This window comes from Corynebacterium sp. HMSC29G08 (genome assembly GCF_001806875.1).
GTDB lineage: Bacteria > Actinomycetota > Actinomycetes > Mycobacteriales > Mycobacteriaceae > Corynebacterium.
The window spans coordinates 1-18,933 of sequence record NZ_KV786244.1; the positions used below are offsets into that span (position 1 = coordinate 1).

14 protein-coding genes and 1 pseudogene are annotated in these 18,933 nt (G+C 59.2%); 9 read left to right on the forward strand and 6 right to left on the reverse strand.

Annotated elements, in window-relative coordinates; genetic code table 11:
* Positions 1-952 (forward strand): annotated as a pseudogene (locus tag HMPREF3101_RS12115) (hypothetical protein); the annotation flags it as partial.
* A gap of 523 nt (positions 953-1,475) precedes the next feature.
* On the opposite strand, the gene HMPREF3101_RS06015 reads toward HMPREF3101_RS12115, so the two are convergent.
* The 5 genes from HMPREF3101_RS06015 to HMPREF3101_RS06035 all read right to left on the reverse strand — a co-directional run bounded on the left by HMPREF3101_RS06015 (position 1,476) and on the right by HMPREF3101_RS06035 (position 8,846).
* Positions 1,476-2,687, reverse strand: coding sequence for a DUF3322 domain-containing protein (locus HMPREF3101_RS06015; RefSeq protein ID WP_070463673.1), 1,212 nt, complete (start codon positions 2,685-2,687; stop codon positions 1,476-1,478).
* Between the two features lie 18 nt (positions 2,688-2,705).
* Positions 2,706-6,002 (reverse strand): ATP-binding protein, encoded by a 3,297-nt coding sequence (locus HMPREF3101_RS06020; RefSeq protein ID WP_070463674.1) that lies wholly within the window; start codon positions 6,000-6,002, stop codon positions 2,706-2,708.
* Entirely contained in the window at positions 5,999-6,622 is a 624-nt protein-coding gene (locus tag HMPREF3101_RS06025; RefSeq protein ID WP_070463675.1) for a DUF4194 domain-containing protein, read from the reverse strand. The genes HMPREF3101_RS06020 and HMPREF3101_RS06025 overlap by 4 nt, the downstream gene beginning before the upstream one ends.
* Positions 6,619-8,085, reverse strand: a complete 1,467-nt coding sequence (locus HMPREF3101_RS06030; protein ID WP_070463676.1) for a DUF3375 domain-containing protein — start codon at positions 8,083-8,085, stop codon at positions 6,619-6,621. The genes HMPREF3101_RS06025 and HMPREF3101_RS06030 overlap by 4 nt, the downstream gene beginning before the upstream one ends.
* A gap of 500 nt (positions 8,086-8,585) precedes the next feature.
* Positions 8,586-8,846 (reverse strand): hypothetical protein, encoded by a 261-nt coding sequence (locus HMPREF3101_RS06035; protein WP_070463677.1) that lies wholly within the window; start codon positions 8,844-8,846, stop codon positions 8,586-8,588.
* A gap of 568 nt (positions 8,847-9,414) precedes the next feature.
* Between HMPREF3101_RS06035 and gltS the strand changes: the two genes are divergently transcribed.
* The 5 genes from gltS (at position 9,415) to HMPREF3101_RS06060 (ending at position 14,531) form a co-directional block, all read left to right on the forward strand.
* The gene (gene gltS, locus HMPREF3101_RS06040; protein ID WP_070463678.1) at positions 9,415-10,611 is read left to right on the forward strand and encodes a sodium/glutamate symporter; all 1,197 of its coding nucleotides are present in this window, start codon (positions 9,415-9,417) and stop codon (positions 10,609-10,611) included.
* Positions 10,612-10,803: 192 nt separating this feature from the next.
* Positions 10,804-11,865 (forward strand): Fic family protein, encoded by a 1,062-nt coding sequence (locus HMPREF3101_RS06045; RefSeq protein WP_246816664.1) that lies wholly within the window; start codon positions 10,804-10,806, stop codon positions 11,863-11,865.
* A 269-nt stretch (positions 11,866-12,134) separates the two neighbouring features.
* The gene (locus tag HMPREF3101_RS06050; protein ID WP_070463680.1) at positions 12,135-12,350 is read left to right on the forward strand and encodes a helix-turn-helix transcriptional regulator; all 216 of its coding nucleotides are present in this window, start codon (positions 12,135-12,137) and stop codon (positions 12,348-12,350) included.
* Positions 12,351-12,361: 11 nt separating this feature from the next.
* Positions 12,362-13,504 (forward strand): type II toxin-antitoxin system HipA family toxin, encoded by a 1,143-nt coding sequence (locus HMPREF3101_RS06055; protein WP_256365746.1) that lies wholly within the window; start codon positions 12,362-12,364, stop codon positions 13,502-13,504.
* A 505-nt stretch (positions 13,505-14,009) separates the two neighbouring features.
* Positions 14,010-14,531, forward strand: a complete 522-nt coding sequence (locus HMPREF3101_RS06060; RefSeq protein WP_070463682.1) for a flavodoxin domain-containing protein — start codon at positions 14,010-14,012, stop codon at positions 14,529-14,531.
* Here the strand turns inward: HMPREF3101_RS06060 and HMPREF3101_RS06065 are convergent.
* On the reverse strand, positions 14,528-14,812 hold the full coding sequence (locus tag HMPREF3101_RS06065; RefSeq protein ID WP_070463683.1) for a hypothetical protein: 285 nt from the start codon (positions 14,810-14,812) through the stop codon (positions 14,528-14,530). The two genes, HMPREF3101_RS06060 and HMPREF3101_RS06065, sit on opposite strands and share 4 nt — an antisense overlap.
* Positions 14,813-14,854: 42 nt before the next feature.
* On the opposite strand from HMPREF3101_RS06065, the gene HMPREF3101_RS06070 reads away from it, so the two are divergent.
* The 3 genes from HMPREF3101_RS06070 to leuS all read left to right on the forward strand — a co-directional run bounded on the left by HMPREF3101_RS06070 (position 14,855) and on the right by leuS (position 18,899).
* The gene (locus HMPREF3101_RS06070) at positions 14,855-15,205 is read left to right on the forward strand and encodes a CrcB family protein (protein WP_070463684.1); all 351 of its coding nucleotides are present in this window, start codon (positions 14,855-14,857) and stop codon (positions 15,203-15,205) included.
* A complete protein-coding gene (locus tag HMPREF3101_RS06075) occupies positions 15,198-15,569 on the forward strand; it encodes a fluoride efflux transporter FluC (protein WP_070463685.1) in 372 nt (123 codons plus the stop codon). Before HMPREF3101_RS06070 ends, HMPREF3101_RS06075 begins: the two co-directional genes overlap by 8 nt.
* A 489-nt stretch (positions 15,570-16,058) precedes the next feature.
* Positions 16,059-18,899: a leucine--tRNA ligase gene (gene leuS / locus HMPREF3101_RS06080; protein ID WP_070463686.1), complete on the forward strand. Its 2,841-nt coding sequence runs from the start codon at positions 16,059-16,061 to the stop codon at positions 18,897-18,899.
* Positions 18,900-18,933 lie beyond the last annotated feature (34 nt).

Below are 18,933 nucleotides of genomic sequence, written 5' to 3' on the forward strand. Positions count from 1 at the left end.
AATGGCCACTGTCGCACACACTGCAGCAGCTGCCCTGACACCGGATCTTCGCGCTGCCTACGAAACAACCTACCTTTCAGCCTTTGCACCACGCGCCAGTACACAACTGGCGGCTACGGTTCCAGCGTTTGTCAAACTCATTCCGGATTTAGACCACGTCCCGGGCGATCCCTTCGACATCCGTGAAGCAGCACATCCGACAGCCCCATCGTTTGAGCGTTCCCCACTGCCGAAGGTGATTCAGGATTCCTTCATCGCCGTCGGCCATAAAGACCTAGCCTATGCGACAACACCAGATGAGGTCATCGGCTCCTACGGTCAGATCAACCCTGATGTGCTTGAGGCGATACAAGCCGGGGCCACACAAACCCAAGCCGCATCACTCACCTCCCCCTCCACGCCACCGACACTTACCCCAGGCCCACATGGCACACCGGCACATCTTGGTTCTGCCGCTGGCATGCATACGATCTCTCCTGGTGCGATTGGTAGCACCGCAGCCGGTGTGAACGCTGGTACGGGTGCGAACACCAGCGGTGGTGGTGTCGGTGGTGGCATGGGCGGATTCGGTGGTATCTCCGGCAACCGTGGCAGCCGCAACGGGCTTGGTGGTCCCGCATCAGGAAACAACACAGGCCACAGTGGCGGTACCGGCATGGGTACTGGTGGTGCACCACTTCACGGTGCAGCCCCAGGTGCAGGTCCCAGCATGGGGGCAGGTATGACTGCTAACACTGGTGGCGCAGGCCAAAACACGCAGCCACGTTCCACAGGTCTCTCTGCTGCACCGATGGCGATGGGTGCTGGTGGTGGTCAAGGACAGCAGCAACGTAAAGCCACCAAGGTCAAGGCAGTGACAAGTGCAGTCGAACGCGAAGGCAACATCCAAGTCCTACTCGGTCAAAGCAAACCAGTGCTACCAGACGTCATCGACCACAGAGTCCGCGAATAACCCGCAGCCCCTCCCCGCCACCGTGCCTGGTTTGGGGTCAGGCTTTCCGCTTCGCGGAAAACCATCTAGTTGAGGTTGAAGGTATTCCGCGCCGCGGAAAGCAACCAAAACCCTGACTTGGCACACCGTTAGGCGCTGAAGACCCTCTGGACATTATGCACAGAAGGATTTCGGTCTCTCCTGGAGTTGTCGAAAGTTTGGTAGGACGCAGAACTGCTGATGCAGGCTGAGTGTCATCGCGTCAGGGGCCGGTGACTACAGGCAGAACCTGCAGAATCGACAGTTCGGCACTGAATTTGTCTGCTAGTGACGCACCCGCGGCGCACCCGAGCGCGTGCCGGGTTCGTCCCGGGAGCCCACCCGGGTCCTGGAGCTCCCGCCCAAACCCCGAACCTGGCGATTACCTGGCAATTGCGGCAACTATCCCCGGTTTGGCAACATGCTGCCGCAATTCCAAAAAGCTCCCCCAGCTCCCCCAGCACCCCGACTCACAGCACCCCGACTCACAGCACCCCGGCCGCCCTCAACCCCAGATCGCAGCGAATGCTTCCTGCGCGAGCGCCCAGTCCAGCGACACTCGTTCCTGCTCAAGCCTCCGATTACCGCGCGTGACCAGCAAACGGCGCGCGTTTTCTTCCTCTTCGGTGAGGTGCGGTAGGTGGCGGGTGGCATCACCGGGGTCATCAACCGACAGGTGCAGGAACTTCGCAACGGTCGCGCTATCCATCGCGACGCTTTCAACGCAGCCGAATCCAGCGCCAGCGCTAGCACCCAAGGAAGCCCCAAGGCCTACAGCACCAGCAGCACCAGCTTCAGCACCACCAGCTTCAGCACCAGCGCTCATGTGGCTGCGCAGTGCGTTCAGAATGGCGTAGCCATCCGCATCCGCATCGCCCCAGTACAGCACGTTGCCGCCGCGGACCCAGTCGAGGGACGCCAACTGCGCCCCGCTGTAGCCCGCGCCGAACACCAACACAGCGTTAGAACCAACGGGCGCTTGCGGCAGCGCAAGGAACGTCTCTTTGTTCTCCACAATCACAACCGTCAAGCCCAAAGGAAGCTGCAGGGCGTTGAGCGGAACCGCGATGTCTAAAAGACCCAGTGTGGGGGCTAAAGAAGGGTCGAGGAAGCGGAGGCGGAGGGTGGCGTCGGTAAGCGAAAGGCCCAAAGTGGCCAGACCGAGCGGCTTGAGCAAACGCAACAGGAGGCGCTGGTGGCTCTCGATCCATTTGGTGTCAACGCCTTCGACAGGCACGGCGCGTGGGCGCAGACCGGAGGTCGGGTGCGCGTACAGCCAGGTCAGAGCTTTGGTGAGGCGGGTGAAGTCCAAATTGTCCAAAGAGAGCCAGGCGGCGTGAGTGCGCGCAGCGGCAGCTCGGAAGCCAGGCAAGCCCGGCGAACACGGGAACAGTCCCACAAGTTCAGCAAAACGAGAGCGCGCTGACGCCAACGTAGAGGCCTGCCCGCTGAGCTCCGCAACTCGCTCCCAGCTGCCAATATGCACACGCGCGGGGACCCGCTGCTGGCCTAGGTGCGCCCAGCGGCGAGTGACCCACTCCACCTCCGCCTGGGGTTCGTACGCCTGCCAGGCACGGACAAACTCGGTTGCCGCTAAGGGGTCTGCAAGCACTTTCTTTGCGGTTGGCGGGTGCAGCGGGATCGACTCAGGAAGTGCTGAACCCATAAGCGCGCGTTCAATGTCAAGGCGCAACGGAAGCTGGTCGGGTAAACGCATCAGAAAACAACCAACCTGCTAACCAACGCGGGTGTCAATGAACTCGAAGGTGGAGCGCGCCTGTGGCGTTTCAGCGTAGTTGACCACAATCGTGCCGTCCACGTACGGCGACAGGGTTTTGATCAGCTTCATCGGTGTTGCAAGAATCATGTGGAAACCAAAGCTGGTGAACACGTCCATGGCGGTGCGGGTGAAGGTTGGGTCGGCGCGATCGAACGCCTCATCAAGCACGACGGTAGCGTAGGTGGGCACCTCTGCATCCACCCCGGCGAGGCGGTAGCGCAGCGCCGCAGCCAGGCAAAAGAATACAAGTTTCTGCGCTTGCCCGCCGGAGAGTGACGTGGAGTCAACGTGGGTGTTGTACACCTCACCGTCGGCATCAATTTCGTTGCCCACAAACTTCACGTGGCGGCGGGTGTCCAGAACGAGGTTGCGCCAGCGGGTATCGGCACGCTCCGAGGAGGCGAGGCGGTCCATGATTTTCGCCAGCCGATGGTAGCGCGCAATCGCCTCGGCTTCGTCGGCCGCACTTAAGCTTCCCGCGGTGGCTTCTCGCAGGTCCTGCTGGAATTCGCGAACTTCAGGACCGCGGTTGTCGCGGACCTCAATCTGCAGATACCGCCCGCCGCCCTCAGGGGTGTATTTTGAGCGCATCAGCGAAGCATTGATCGGCCCAAGGTTGGTTTCAATGTCACCTTTCGCCCGCGCGAGCTGCGTGGAGATGTGGCTCAAGTGCATGACGGATTGGCCGTTGAGCAGCTCTAGGAACCGGCCACGGAACTCAGGCAGGCGGTCAGCGCGTAGCGCTTCCAGGCGGTTGATCGCCTCACCCGCAAACTCCGGTTCGGCGCGCAGCTCCGCCGATTCGGAGGGCCACCCGGCCAGGTAGCTGGTCAAAATGTTGCCAATTTTCGTGTTTGCACTGGTGATCACTTGTGCGTTGTGTTTGATGGTGGCGTCGAGTTCGGACTGCACCTCGTCTGCAAGCGAATTGATGTTCTCGCGCGTGAGGCGCCGCTTGCGGCTTTTCAGCTTGGCTTCCAGCTCATCAAACAGCGCCTGATCCACCGCAACGCTGGCTCGCTCAACCTCTGTAAGCCGAGCCTGATCTGCGGCAATGCTGGTCTCCGCGACGGTGATCTGCCGCTGCACCTCACGCAGTTCCTCCTCGGTGGCCTGCAGGCTGGCACACGCCTGATCGTAGGCACGGTTCAGCTCGCGTACCTCGGGCGAGGACGTTGCAAGCTCCAGTTCCTCCTGCAGTTGAGCCAGTTGCTTCTCGACGCCCACGTAATCCACCTCGTCCCACCCCGTCGAAGCAATTAATTTCACCTGATCCAGACGATGCTGCAAGCTCTCGCGCTTTCGTTGCAGCTCTCGCTCCCGGTTGTGGGCAGCAGTTGTTGCCTGGCGCGCCTCTTTCAACGACCCACGCAGCAACTCCACCTTCTTGTTGTTGGAGGAGCCTAAACGGTAATCACGATGCTGCCCAAGCGGGCGGCGATCGTCCTTGATATAGCGGGTGGACCTTGTGCGGTCGCGAACGTTGCGCTCCAAACCGTCGATAGTTGCCGCGCGCTGGGTCTGCTGCTCAAGTTCCTCGACAGTGCGCACCAGGGCGTAATCAAACGTGCTGGTCAGCATCTGTTCCAGCCAGGGGCGCATTGGGCTGTCCACCACCGCGACTTTGTGAAACAGGCTGGCATTGTTCTTTGGCCGTCTTGGTGGCGCCGCACCAGTCGGCACCGTGCGGTACTCCAACCTGCGGCCAAGCCGGCGGCTATTGACCCAGCTGTTCACCGCGCGCTCGTGTTCCTCCGGAACCAGCAACGTGATGGCAAAGTTGGATAGCAGGCGCTGGATCACCGGCTCCCACTCCTCCTCCTGCTTCAACACGTCAATTAGTTCGCCCACAAAGGGCAGCTCTTGCGTTGTCAGATTGATGTCTGCACACATCCGTGCGCGTAGGTCGATGAAGCCCTGGTCAATGTTGTTTGAGCGCGCACTTAAACCCTCAAGCTCCTGCTGGATGGCGCGGTCCTGTTGTTGGCACTGCTGTTTCTGTGCGCGGGCGTCGGACCACGTTGCGTCAAGTAGCTCGCGTTCTGCGGGTGCCTCTTCGATCTCGCGGCGTGCCTGCGCTTTGAGTTCCGCAAAGGTTTCCGTGGTTAGTTCGTCCACGTTCAGAATCTGCTGCAGCTGTTTCGCCTTCGCTGTGCGCGTTGCAAGCTCCTGCTCTTCCCGCTGGATGCGTTCGCGAAGCGACGCGACAGCGTCACCGGTCAGCCCCTCCAACTTCGCGTACGTGCGCTGCACCGCCTCCTGCTGTGTCTGTTTGCGCTGGGCAAGGGAGCTTTCTTGCACCTTGACGGCTTCGCGTTGGGCCTGGTGGGTTGTGATAGCGTCTCGAAGTTCGGCGGCTTCAATCGCCCTGCGCACAGATGGCAACGCTGCCGCCAGCGCCTCTGCATGTCCGCGCGTAGCCTGCGCCTTTTCTAACGACGCCTGTAACCCTGGCAACGGCGCCAAGGCCTCAATCTGGCGGTTCAGATCCTCCAGACGCTCGTAGGAATAACGCAGGTCGCCATGCGTAGCCACCGCCTCGTTGGCAAGCTCAAACGTTATGGGCTGTTCCAGCATGTAGTCCCGAAACAGCTCGTCCATACTGCTTAAAGACTTCGCCGACTGCGTACGGTGCAGCAACATCTGGGCGTCCTCACTATCAATACCCAGGCGCGCACGGAAACGGTTGGCGAATACCGAATACTGATCTGTAAACGTTACGCCGTTGCTCGGTGTCTTGAACTTTTGCTCAAGTTTGCGCTTATCAAGCGAGTTCACCAGGTGCGGCATAAACGCATCCACATCCACCTCGTCCGGGAAGATGCCATAAAGCGTTCTTACCTGGGCTTCGGAGTTTTGGCCTGCGTTGAGACGAAAAATTGCCACCAACGTGTACGTCTCACTTGCACTGCGATACGTCATTGCAACCACAGTCGCGGTGGCACCCTCGCGTAGGTACTGGTTGCGGATCTCACCAGTGGTGGGGTCCTCGCTCCTGCGCCACGCGCCACGAATGTACGACACCCTGCTACGGCCCTTGTCGCGCGTGGTGTCCTGCTGCGCCGCCGCGTTGTAACGGATCTTGGACTGGGGAACCAGGATGGTCGAAAACGCGTCGATCAAGGTGGACTTCCCCGAGCCCGACGCGCCCGTGATCAAAAAGCCCTTCTGGCCTACCGGGATGTCGAAGTAGCCGTGGAACGTTCCCCAGTTCACAAGCTGCACTCGTGCCAACTTGAATTGCTCGCTCACTGCTCTTCTCCCTCGAGGTCATTGCCAGCGTTGGCTCCAGCTAGCCGTAAGTACTCCTCGCGCAGCGCGTAGACAGTATCCGCATCAAAAATGTGGCGCAGTACTGGCGAGACCACATAGCGTCCTTCCGTCTCCGTCTCCGTGAGCAGGCTGTACTTGTTCTTGATGGCGTTGATCGCCGCATCAAAACGACGCTTAAAACCAGCCTCATCACGGTTATCCACCGCTCGGATGTACCCAATTGCCGTGTAAAGCTCGTCTTCACCGACCACTACGCGCTCCCCCGGCGTACTCATGCCCAATTCGTGGCGAAGCTGCAGCAAAATCGCCGTCTGCAGGTGCGTCAAGGAATCCGTGCGCAACACCGGTGGCACGTGCACGTCATCGTTATCCGGGCGAACGTGACGGGTAAACGCAATTCCGGCTTCCTCATCAATCACCAGCTCCAAAAACACGTCATGCAGCCAGCTGCGCAACGCCTCCTTGTCGCTCAAAATGGCGTTCCACGTGTCCTTTTTACGGTCTGCGCTAATTAACGGCCCCTTCAACAAATCCACCAACGCTCGACGGGACTCATACGACAACGTCCCCGTGTCCCCACTCCACAATGCTTCCGTCATCGCATCTCCTCCACTGATATGGTGTCGAAAGTGAACATAGGCAATGTCGCTAAGCGAACTGTCCCATCGTCCTCCTCATAATCAACCGATTCCCTGCCATCAAGCTGCACCCCGAACCGCATGGCCAAATAAACCAAACCCACAACTGAAGCCAAGCCCTGCGTCGCCGGATGTCGGCTCAACACATCCGCAATTGAAGGTTTGCCCAGCTCAGCAACCGCATCAGCAACAGCGGCAGACAGCTCCTCAAGATCAATCTCAGACTCGCGCACCAGCTCAAGCAACGCCTCTGCATCCCCCTCGCTAGCCTCAAAACGCTCCACATCCGACGTGATTACCTCCGCCCCCGGATCCGCCAGCTTCATCTGTGCAACAGAACTGACCGCCATACCAATACGCTGCAACGGTGTTTCCATCCGTTTGGTTGGCGACAACTCCTCAGCCTCCGCCGCCTCCGACGCAAGCCTGCGCGTATCGCGCAACAGCTCAATCATTCGACGATCTTCAGCAAACTGTTCACTGGAAACATAATTGCGCAAGTTGCGCGCAAGGCGGGTCATCATGCGGTTGACCTCATAACCAGCGTCTTCAAGATTGCGGAACAGATTCCTAAACTGCGAACGGGTTTTGGAATCCATCACCTCCGGACCAACCCGCTCCAGAATCTCCCCAATCCACGACTCCACCCACGCACCATGCTCCGAATCCACAACCAGCCGATAAAACCCGTTGAAACTTCGCCCCGCATCTGACTCCGAAATCACATCGACGCCCGCGAAAATCTCCGCTAGCACATCACCGCGACTGCCCTCCGGGTCCAGCAATTGGCGGCGCAAATCTAGATTCAGCACCTCCAACTGATGCCGTACACGCGCAAAATCACTCGGGATTGCAGAGGCCATGCCCAAAATATCGCCCACCCGCTCTTGCACACTTGCATCCGAAGGCAGCTCAAACTCGCCACGCTCTACACCTGCAATCATCTCGTCCACCCGCTCACGCTGCCGATGCAGATGCTCTAGGCGCGTCGAAATGTTTGGGTCGGTGTCCCTTGCCAGGTCTTGGAGGGCATTGCTTATCGACGCCACCCTACTCGCCGTCACCGCCGAATACGGCCCTCCAACCCGATCCATCATCTGCAGTGCAACCAGACCATCCTCGCTCGGCTCAAGGGTCTCACCCGTGACCTGGGTGCCAGATTTTCGGACGAGCCAGCCCGCCTTCACCCAGTCATTGCAATACGCCTGTGGACTCTTCGGCAGATCAAACGTGTTGCGCAGCAACGCAAAGTCGGCAGCCATCAGCTCGTACACTTCACCGGCCGGTCTTGGCTCGGCGCCGCGCGGGAAGTACTCTGCGATCATGGCGAGGACCACGGGCGCATTGTCGGCGTGCAAGAGTCGCACCGCCGCCGACTGTTCCTTCTGGCGCTTAAACGTCAGCGCCCGTGCCTGAAGAGCCATACGCTGATCTTATTTGCTGCGCAGTGCGTCTGCACTTCGGGTAGTGCTTTGGACCTCGGGTAGTGCTTTGGACCTCGGGTAGTGCTTTACCTCGGGTAGTGCTTTTTGGATTGCGGCAGCATGTTGCCAAACCGGGGATATCTGCCACGGCTGGCAGCTGGCTCACAGTTTCAGGCCTATTGCGGCAACTATCCCCGGTTTGGCAGATATTCGCCGCAATTGCTTCGAGGTAGCACCCGCATCAAGCGTTAACTCGCATGCTGCAGAGCTGCCGCGGCCCCGCAACAGCTCCACCGAACCCTTATTAACTGAAAAATCAAACCTGCAAAACTGGGCAAAGTGCAGCAAAGTGCAAAAGTGCAAAAGTGGTCGGCAAAAGTGCAACTTAAACTTGCAAAACTGCCTATTTAGCAAGTTGCAAAATGGAAAAGCTGCAGGTAGACAAAGCGTCAAAGTGTAAAAGCAGCCCACGCACCTGCGCCCTTAACAGTTACAAGCAACTATCGCCCAGCGTTCGCCAACGCACCGTTGGGGTTGTACGGGCTGAAGAACCCGTAGAGCCCAAGGATGATAGCTCCGATGACAAGAAGTCCGATAACGCTTCCGGCTTCGCTACTGGCGTCAGTTTTCTTGGTGTTCTTGGTGTTCTGAGTGTTCTGGACGTAGTTGGTCTGAACCGGCTGCGCCTGGACTGCCGGTGCAACTACGACGGTGGACAGGGCCAATGCACCAGCCGTAGCCGCGCTGAGGATCTTCTTCATGAGTGTCACCGTATGACGCTTGCACGTCATCCTCGCCCAAAACAGCAAAATAGCTTTCAATGATCTTCGCACTTTCCGGCAATCCGCCAAACTTGAGTCCATAAGTTTGGCTGTTTGTGCCTTCGCTCCAGCATCGCTTTCGCCTGTGAGTCCAGTTTTCGTCTGGCCACTAGCACACAACGCAAAAACTGCGATGAGTAGAGACAATCGACCTGGGGAAACGCAGGGCCAAAATCATTGTCTGCTAGTGGCGCACCCGAGGCACACCCGAGGCGCACACCCGAGGCGCGCACTCGAGGCGCGCACCCAGATACGCTCCACGGCAGCCCGTCCAGGTCTTAGGCAGCCCTCGGCAAACCCCCCAAGCCTGGCAATCACCTGTCAACCAATGCAACTATCCCCTGTTTGGCAACATGCTGCCGCAATTCAAAAAAGCTCCCCCAGCACCACACAACCCGTAAAAGCCTCGGACCAACACGCTGATGTGACCCACGCCTCGTGTGGAACGTAAGGTGAGCCTGTTCAAGGCGAAAGCCGCAAAGAAGGACCCAGAGAAAGAAGGTGACGCATGCAGATCGAAGTTGGGCTGGTGAGCTCAGTAGCGTTGACGCTCTTGCTGTTGTTGTTTGGCGCGTGGGCTGCGAGGAGCTGGAGAATCTTCAGCAGGTTCGCAATCCCGGGGCCTGTAGTTGGCGGCTTCCTGTTCGCGCTCGTGGTGTTGGCATTGCGTGAGTGGGGCTCGATCGAACTCACGATTGACACCACCCTGCAATCCCCGGCGATGTTGGCGTTTTTCACCACGATCGGTCTCGGTGCGTCGCTAAGCCTGATCAAAACCGGTGGCCGCGTCCTTGTGGTGTACCTGGTTGCGTGCTGGACTGTGGCAATTTTCCAGAACCTCGTCGGCATCGGTCTGGCAAAAGCGCTGGGGATCAACGAGTTGCTGGGCATCATGGCTGGTGCGGTATCGCTTGAGGGTGGGCACGGCGCGGCGGCAGCGTTTGGTCCAACGGCTGAAGAGCTCGGCGCCCAGGGCGCGACTGCGGTAGCTATTGCTGCGGCAACGTTTGGCTTGATCGCCGGCTCGCTGATTGGCGGTCCGCTGGCCACGTGGTTGATTAAGCGGAACAAGCTGGCCGTTGAAACGCGAGATATCGGTGATGTGCAGGAGCGCGGCGTGGACAACACGTCCGAGGTCAACGAGGGCTCGGTGGTTGCTACCGCTGCTGTGATCGGCGTGGTTGTGGTCATCGGTGTGTACCTGGGCAAGCTTTTCGGCGAGTGGACGGGGTATTCGCTGCCGGGATACGTCGGTGCGATGTTGATCGCGATCATTCTTCGCAACATCAACGACACCGCCGGCTGGGTGGAAATCCACGGCAAGGCGCTGAAGCTGATTTCAGATGTGTCGCTGGGCTTCTTCCTTACTCAGGCCATGATGAGTCTGAAGATTTGGGATCTTTATGATCTCGCCCTGCCGCTGCTGGTCATCTTGTTGGTCCAGGTAGTTGCGCTTGTGGCGTTTGTGGCGCTGATTGTGTTCCGCATTCTTGGCAAGAATTACGACGCCGCCGTGATCTGCGGAGGCATGATGGGCCACGGCCTCGGCGGTACCCCCAACGCGGTGGCGAACATGGACGCGGTTGGTCGCAAGCATGGTTTGCAGTCCAAGGTTGCGATGGTGGTGGTTCCACTTTCGGGTGCTGTGCTTATCGACGTCGTCGCGCTCCCCTGGATCGTCTTCTGCCTTAACTGGGTCGCCTAAGCCCCAACCGAATATCTTCGCTCTTTCCGCCAAACCACCAAACTTAAGGCTATAAGTTTGGTGGTTTGCTGCTACGGTGTCGTTATGCAGTGGCCGAGTGTGGCGAATGAAACGTTGGATTGGGTGGGGGCCGAAGGGGGGTTTGCGGGGCGCGTCGCAAAGCGAATGCCCCGGACCTACCAAAGTGCTGTCGTGCCTGCGATCAGCGAGGAAGCCGTCACGCTGACCAACGGCACCGCGGCGATTGTGGAGGAAGCAACCGTTGCCGCCGTGCGTTTCGACGCCACTGAGGCCCACCGAGTCCTCCCCTTCACGCCGTTGCTGCTCCGCAGTGAGTCGGTGGCGTCGAGCAGGATTGAGCAGCTGACGGCGTCCGCGCGCAAGGTGCTCGAAGCGGAAACCACAGGTCACGGCGCGGGCAACGCAGCGCTGATTGCTGCGAACACACGCCTCATGCAGCAGGCGATTGCGCGCGGCGGCGCCACCATCGACAGCATTCTAGACATGCACCGCCTGTTGCTGGAGGAATCAGCCCCAGACTTCGCTGGCAAACTGCGCACGCAGGCAGTCTGGATAGGCGGTAGCGATTTCCATCCTGACGGCGCACTGTTCGTCCCGCCGCAGGCCACACACGTTGTCGCACTGCTTGAAGATCTCCAGCGGTTCATGCAACGAACCGACATCCCGGCACTTGCGCACGCGGCGCTCGCCCACGCACAATTCGAAACCATCCATCCGTTTGCAGACGGCAACGGGCGCACAGGCCGTGCACTCATCCATGTGTTGCTGCGTAAACGAGGGCTGACATCCACCGTCGCCCTACCGATCTCAGCTGGCCTTCTTCATAACGTCGATGGCTATTTCCAAGCCCTCACCTCCTACCGCGCTGGCCACATCGAGCCCATCATCACCCTCTTCGCCCGCGCCGCCATCGACGGAGCCGAACGAGGCTCCTGGCTAGCAGAGGAGTTGTTGCAGGTCCGCACAGCTTGGGGTGAGGAGCTTACTGCGCGTATCGACGCCCTCGCGTGGCCCCTCCTCGACCTCCTCATCCAACGACCCGTACTCACCACCAGCGCAGTTGCTGCCGAATTCGGCGTGTCTGTGGAAACGGCTCGCAACGCCCTCGACCGGTTGGAATCAGACGGGATTGTAGTTTCGGCGCAGCTGGATAAGCGGCAGCGTGCTTGGCGATCCCCCGAAGTCCTCCACCTTCTCGACCAATTCGCCGAACGCACAGGCCGCCGTCATTGACCTTGCTTGCGGCAACTATCCCCGGTTTGGCAAACTGCTGCCGCAATTCAAAAAAGCTCCCCTGCAGGCCACCCACCTGCAAAGCTTGTGACGTTCGGAGCGAGCGCACCGATTCCGTGAAATCTTCAACCCAATACTCCAAAACGCACACAAAATCGGTGCGAGCATTCCGTTTCTGCTTGTTTGGCGCTATCGTTGTGATCTGAAGGGTACGGAATCGGTGCGAGCATTCCGTCGGCAAGCAAGGCGATGCAAGGAGGAGACACCGCATGGACGTCGGCGAGCTTGGGACATTTGTTCGCGCTCAACGCAAACGCACTGGTCTGACGCAGGTAGATCTTGCTGATCTTGCAGGAGTGTCGGACCGTTTCCTGCGTGAGCTTGAAAAGGGTAAGCCGACTGCTGAAGTAGGCAAGGTGATTACCGTGCTTTCCGCGCTTGGCTACGATTTGGAGCCGAAAGTCCACCGGGGTGATCTGCTGTGATTGTCGCTGACGTGTACAGGGCCGGAGTGCTGGTTGGACACTTTTCGAAGACTCCAGGTGGGGCCACTGAGTTTGACTATGTAGGAAACTCGCCTATTCCGGTGGCCACAAGTTTGCCGCTGGATCAAGCGCCTTATAACAACTTTGGTGGCGCGATTCCTCCGTTCTTTACCAATCTGTTGCCGGAGGGTCGGCGACTTTCAAGTCTTAAACGCACGGTAAAGGCCTCGTTGGACGATGAATTGACGCTTCTTCTTGCAGTTGGTGCGGACACGGTTGGGGATGTCGCGGTGGTTGCTCCTGGGCAGCGCCCGCGGCCCACCCCTGCAGTTATTGACCTGGATGGTGATCTGGACTTTTCTCAAGCGCTCGCTGACGCTGGGATTATTGATCCGATCGCAGTCCCGGGGGTGCAGGATAAAGCGTCGGCGCGCACGATTGCCGCACCGGTGCGTGGGACTGGTACCGAGTTCATTCTGAAAGTCTCACCCCCTGAGTATCCCAAGCTCGTGGAAAATGAAGCCGCTTGTTTCGGTATCGCCCGTGCAGCAGGTTTCCCGCTAGCGCAGGTGCAGTTGCTTACCGACGCCCGCGGCCTCCCCGCCCTCCTCATCTCCCGATTCGACCGCGTAGGGGAAGCAAGGCTTCATGTCGAGGACGCCGCACAGATCATGGGGCTCTACCCGGGTGAGAAGTACGACCCGGCGATGGAGGAGGTGGCGCAAGCACTGATGGCCGTGAGTGCTTCACCGTTGCTGACCGCCCGCGCTGTGGCGTTTCAGGCAGCGTTGGCGTGGCTTACGGGTAATGGTGATTTACACGCCAAGAACATCTCGATGGTCTGGCGGGATGGGGTTGCAGAGGTGGCTCCGATCTATGACATTCCTTCGACAATCCCGTATGGCGACACCACAATGGCGTTATCCATTCAGGGACGCACGGACAACATCAGCGGAAAGATGTTTCGTGCTTTTTGCGCTGAGATCGGTTTGAATACCAGGACTACTGATGCTGTGATGCGTCTTGCCCTTGCTGTAACGCAGGATGCTGCGGAGCGCATTGTTGCGGCAACCGATTTCGACACCCGGCGCGCGCGGGATCTGCGACGCATCCTCGCCCGCCGCCGCAGGCTCTGGTCCCCGGAATCTTTGTGATCGCTAAAAGGTTCTCTGCGCGCAAGGGCCCAGATCCCCGGGCTCTAGGTCCCAGCTCTAGGTCCCAGGTTCCGACCCGGGAACTACCGCGCAGCGTTCGCGAAAGCGTCGTTGGGGTTAGTCGGGCTGAAGTATCCGTAGAGCCCAAGGATGATAGCTCCGATGACAAGAAGTCCGATAACGCTTCCGGCTTCGCTGTTTGTGCCTTCGTTCTAGCATCGCTTGCGCCTGTGAGTCCAGTTTTCGTCTGGCCACTAGCACACAACGCAAAAACTGCGATGAGTAGAGACAATCGACCTGGGGAAACGCAGGGCTAAAATCATTGTCTGCTAGAGGCGCACCCAGATACGCGCCACGGCAGTCTGCCTAGATCCGCTTAGGTCCAGGAGCTCCCGCTCAGGCCACAAGCCTGGCAATCACCTGTCAGCCAATGCAACTATCCCCGGTTTGGCAGATATTCGCCGCAATTCAAAAAAGCTCCCCCACCCCAAGGCACAATAGACCCATGTCCTGCACCATCTTGTACTCCACCTACTACGGCTCAACCAAGCAGTACGCCGAAGCACTTGCCAAGCGGCTCAACACCACCGCCCAACAGATCCCAAATCAACCCGCGCTGACCGGACCCACGGTGATCCTTGCACCGGCGCACGGCCCGCTGCATGACGGTGTGAAGCTAATCAAGCAGCTCGACCCCAACCAGGTCGAGCAAACCCCAATCGCACTGGTCACCGTCGGCATGACAATTGATGAAGAAGTAGAAAAAGCCGACGCCACCGGCAAGCTCCTCGGCGGCCTCGCCCCGCACGTGAAGCGCTTCTACCTGCCTGGCCGCCTGAACTACTCGCAGCTCAACGCCCAGCACAAAGGCGTGATGCGCACGCTGATCACGGCGTTAAAGATCAAGCCGCGCAAGAGTGACAATGAGCGCAACATGATCGACACCTATGGCAAGGACGTCGACAGGGTTGACCTTGCACGCTTGGAGCCGATCGTCGATTGGGCCAACAAGCAGCAAGCAACCTAACGCGGCAAGTAGTAGCTGCTTAAGCCCCAAAGCGCGAACGGGAAGAAGATCATCGCGCCAATCAAACGGTGGCCAAAGAACGATGACAGGGCGAACAAACCCATCCGGGACATCTCCTGTTCCATATCCTTCGGCCAGGCGGCGGGGTTGAACCAGTTCAATGTCATAGAGGACAGTTCGGGTGCGCTGAAGCCGGGACGTGATTCGTTAGCAAGCGCAGGCACCGGCGTGGCGGCGACAAGGGAAACCGCAACAGCGGCGGCGATGGTACGGGTACGCATGCCTAGGAGTGTAAACGGTGCCGAGTGCTACAGTCGTCTCACGTGAACGCTGACTCCCTCCGCACTGGCCTGATTGTGGCGTTGGGGTCTGGGCTGGGGGCGCTGGCACGATTCCTGCTCCTGTTCTGGCTGAATCCGACCACGCCGGAGATGCTCGCGATGTCGGTCACTTTCGCCGTAAATCTTGCCGCCTGCTTTGCCATGGGCTATTTCAACCCAGGCCCGTTCTGGGGCGTGGGCTTTTTGGGCGGCTTCTCCACGCTCTCTGCGGTCGCGCTCGCCAGCGCGCACAGCTCGGCTGCCTGGGCTTTGTTCATAATTGCACTTTGCTTATCCACGGCCACGTTAGCGTTCCTCGCCGGCTCCTCTACCCGAACGCACGCGCATGTTTAGTCAGGCGTCGTTACTCATCAGCGCTCTTGCCGTGTTTGTCGGCGGGGTCCTTGGCGGCTTTGTGCGCTGGTGTTTTATGACGGCCATCGACCATCCGCTGGCTGCCACCTTGACTGTGAATGTCACCGCGTCCGCAATCATGGGCTTCACGCTGGCGTTGCCGGGCCAGTGGCAAACGTTTGCCGGCATTGGTTTCGCCGGCTCGCTGTCCACGTTGGCCATGCTGGCCCGGCAACTGGGTCAGCTCATTGACCAGGACGAATACGCCATCGCCGCCATCTACGGTGTGGGCACTGCTCTGCTTGCCGTGTGCGCCGCCGCGATCGGTATCCATTGGGCACTGCTGGGCTTCGGCATTGCTTAACTGCCTGCCCAGGTCTCTGCCTAAAACAATTCAGAAATAATTCAGTGCGGCGCCTCGAATCCTGAATTTGTTTCCCAAAATCGGGCAAAGAATTCAGTATCCCCAGGTGGCAAAACGCTTCAGCCAAAAGAATTCAGGACTTCGGAGCAGGTCCTGAATTCTTTCTCCAGGGGCCGTCTGCCGCCGATTGACGCAAAATGAAACAATTCCGAACAATTCGAAACAATTCTGAACAATTCGCTGACCAGCAAAAACGCAGGAAAATACCCCTAATATGCCCCGAATTCTTCGCCTAATTGTTTCTGAATTGTTTTTCCGCGCCATTTCCGCCGAAAAAACAATTCCCTGGGGAAACGCTGCTATTGCGGCAACTATCCCCGGTTTGGCAACATGCTGCCGCAATTCAAAAAAGCTCCCCCCGAGGTCGCCCAATTCAGGCCCACCCACCCCAACCCACGCTATGTAGCCCAGCTATTACACTGGCTAACCATGACTAACGCGAATCCCACCGCGCACCGCTACACCGCTGATCTGGCCAACACCATTGAGCAGAAGTGGCAGCAGTACTGGCGCGACAACGGCACGTTCAACGCTCCGAACCCCACGGGTGATTTGGCGCCACAGGCCTCCGATGGTGAGAAGGCGCAGCTGCCGAAGGAGAAGCTGAACGTCCAGGACATGTTCCCGTACCCTTCTGGTGCGGGTCTGCACGTGGGGCACCCGCTGGGCTACATCGCAACGGATGTGTACGCCCGCTACAACCGCATGCTGGGCAAGAACGTCCTGCACACGCTGGGCTATGACGCGTTTGGCCTACCGGCGGAGCAGTACGCAATCCAGACTGGTACGCACCCGCGCACCACTACTGAGGCGAACATTGCCAACATGGAGCGCCAGCTGGGTCAGTTGGGCTTGGGGCACGATAAGCGTCGTGCGGTGGCCACCACGGATCCGGATTTTTACAAGTGGACTCAGTGGATTTTCCTGCAGATTTATAACGCCTGGTTTGATGAGGACCTGCAGAAGGCCCGCCCCATCGAGGACCTAGTTAAGGATCTGCTCTCCGGCGAGCGCAAAACCAAGGATGGCCGTAACTTCCGTGACCTGACCACGGAGGAAAAGCACAAGGCGATCGATGAGTTCCGCCTCGTCTACCTCTCCGACTCCATGGTCAACTGGTGCCCAGGCTTAGGCACGGTGCTGGCTAATGAGGAGGTTACGGCGGACGGTAAGTCTGAGCGCGGCAACTTCCCCGTCTACCGCAAGCGTCTGAAGCAGTGGATGATGCGGATTACGGATTACTCGGATCGTCTGCTGGATGACCTGGATCTGCTGGATTGGCCGGAGAAGGTCAAAAGCATGCAGCGTAACTGGATCGGCCGCTCCCGCGGCGCGGAGGTCACGTTCGACTCCCCTGCTGGCCCGATTGAGGTGTTCACCACCCGCCCGGACACGCTGTTCGGCGCAACGTACGTGGTGCTTGCCCCGGAGCATGAGCTGGTCAGCGAACTGACCACGGCAACATACGCCGAGGACATCGACGCACGCTGGACCAACGGCAAGCCAACCCCGGCTGAAGCGATCAACGCCTATATGGACGCAATCGCCGCGAAGAGCGACCTTGAGCGCCAGGAGAATAAAGAAAAGACCGGCGTGTTCACCGGCTCCTACGCCACGAACCCGGTTAACGGTGAGCAGGTGCCAATCTTCATCGCGGACTACGTGCTCACCGGCTACGGCACGGGCGCGATTATGGCAGTGCCGGCGCACGATGAGCGTGACTATGAGTTCGCCACCGTCTTCGGCCTGCCGATCATCCCGGTGCTGGACGCTGACGTTTCCGAGGAAGCTTTTATTGGTGACGCCCCGCATATCAACTCCGCCAACCAAGACGGCCTGGATATCAACGGTCTGGGTAAGCAGGAGGGGATTGATGGGGCGATTGCGTGGCTCGTCGATAAGCAAAAAGGCTCCGAAAAAATCCAGTACAAGCTGCGTGACTGGCTGTTTGCCCGCCAGCGCTACTGGGGCGAGCCGTTTCCAATTGTGTACGACGAAAACGGCCAGGCCCACGGCATTCCGGAGAACCAGCTGCCGGTAGAGCTGCCCGAGGTTGAGGACTACAAGCCGGTGTCCTTCGACCCGGATGCCAAGGATTCGGAACCCTCTCCCCCGCTGGCCAAAGCCACGGACTGGGTGAACGTGACCATGGATTTGGGTCACGGTGAGCAGCAGTACCGTCGTGACACGAACGTGATGCCGCAGTGGGCGGGTTCCTCCTGGTACCAGCTGCGATACATCGATCCGACGAACTCGGATGAGTTTGTCAACATTGAAAATGAAAAGTACTGGACCGGCCCGCGCGGTGAGAATGACCCGGGCGGCGTGGACTTGTACGTGGGCGGCGTGGAGCATGCCGTGCTGCACCTGTTGTACGCACGTTTCTGGCACAAGGTGCTCTATGACCTGGGCTTTGTTACCTCCAAGGAGCCGTACCGCCGCCTGTTCAACCAGGGCTACATCCAGGCTTACGCGTTCACGGATTCCCGCGGCGTGTACGTCCCGGCCGCCGAGGTTGAGGAAAAAGACGGCAAGTTCTACTTCGACGGCGCCGAAGTCAACCGCGAGTACGGCAAGATGGGCAAGTCCCTGAAGAACGCCGTGGCGCCGGATGACGTGGTGCGCGACTACGGTGCGGACACCCTGCGCGTTTACGAGATGTCGATGGGCCCGCTGGACACCTCCCGCCCGTGGGCCACGAAGGACGTTGTGGGTGCGCACCGTTTCTTGCAGCGCCTGTGGCGCCTGGTTGTGGACGAGGAAACCGGCGAGGTCACCGTCACCGACAGCCCCCTGACCGGCGACGATGAGAAGCAACTGCACCGCACCATCGCTGGTGTGCGCGACGATTATGAGCACCTGCGCGACAACACCGTTGCCGCCAAACTCATCGAGTACGTCAACTACCTGACCAAGACGTACCCGGACGGCGCCCCACGCGCGGCCGTCACTCCCCTGGTGCAGATGGTTAGCCCGCTTGCGCCGCACATCGCCGAGGAACTCTGGGCGCAGCTTGGCCACAGCGGCACCATCACGTTTGAGCCGTTCCCAACGTTTGATGAGCAGTTGCTTATCGACGCCACCGTGGAACTCCCCATCCAAATCAACGGGAAAGTCAAAGCGAGAATTGATGTTCCTACCGACGCATCCCAAGATGAGATCGCGACAATTGCTCTTGCAGACCCGAAGGTTGTGGAACTGACCGACGGCAAGAACGTGGTCAAGACCATTGTGGTGCCAGGCCGCATGGTCAACCTTGTTGTTAAATAGCTCGTTGTGAAATAGATGGCCACCACGTAAGGAG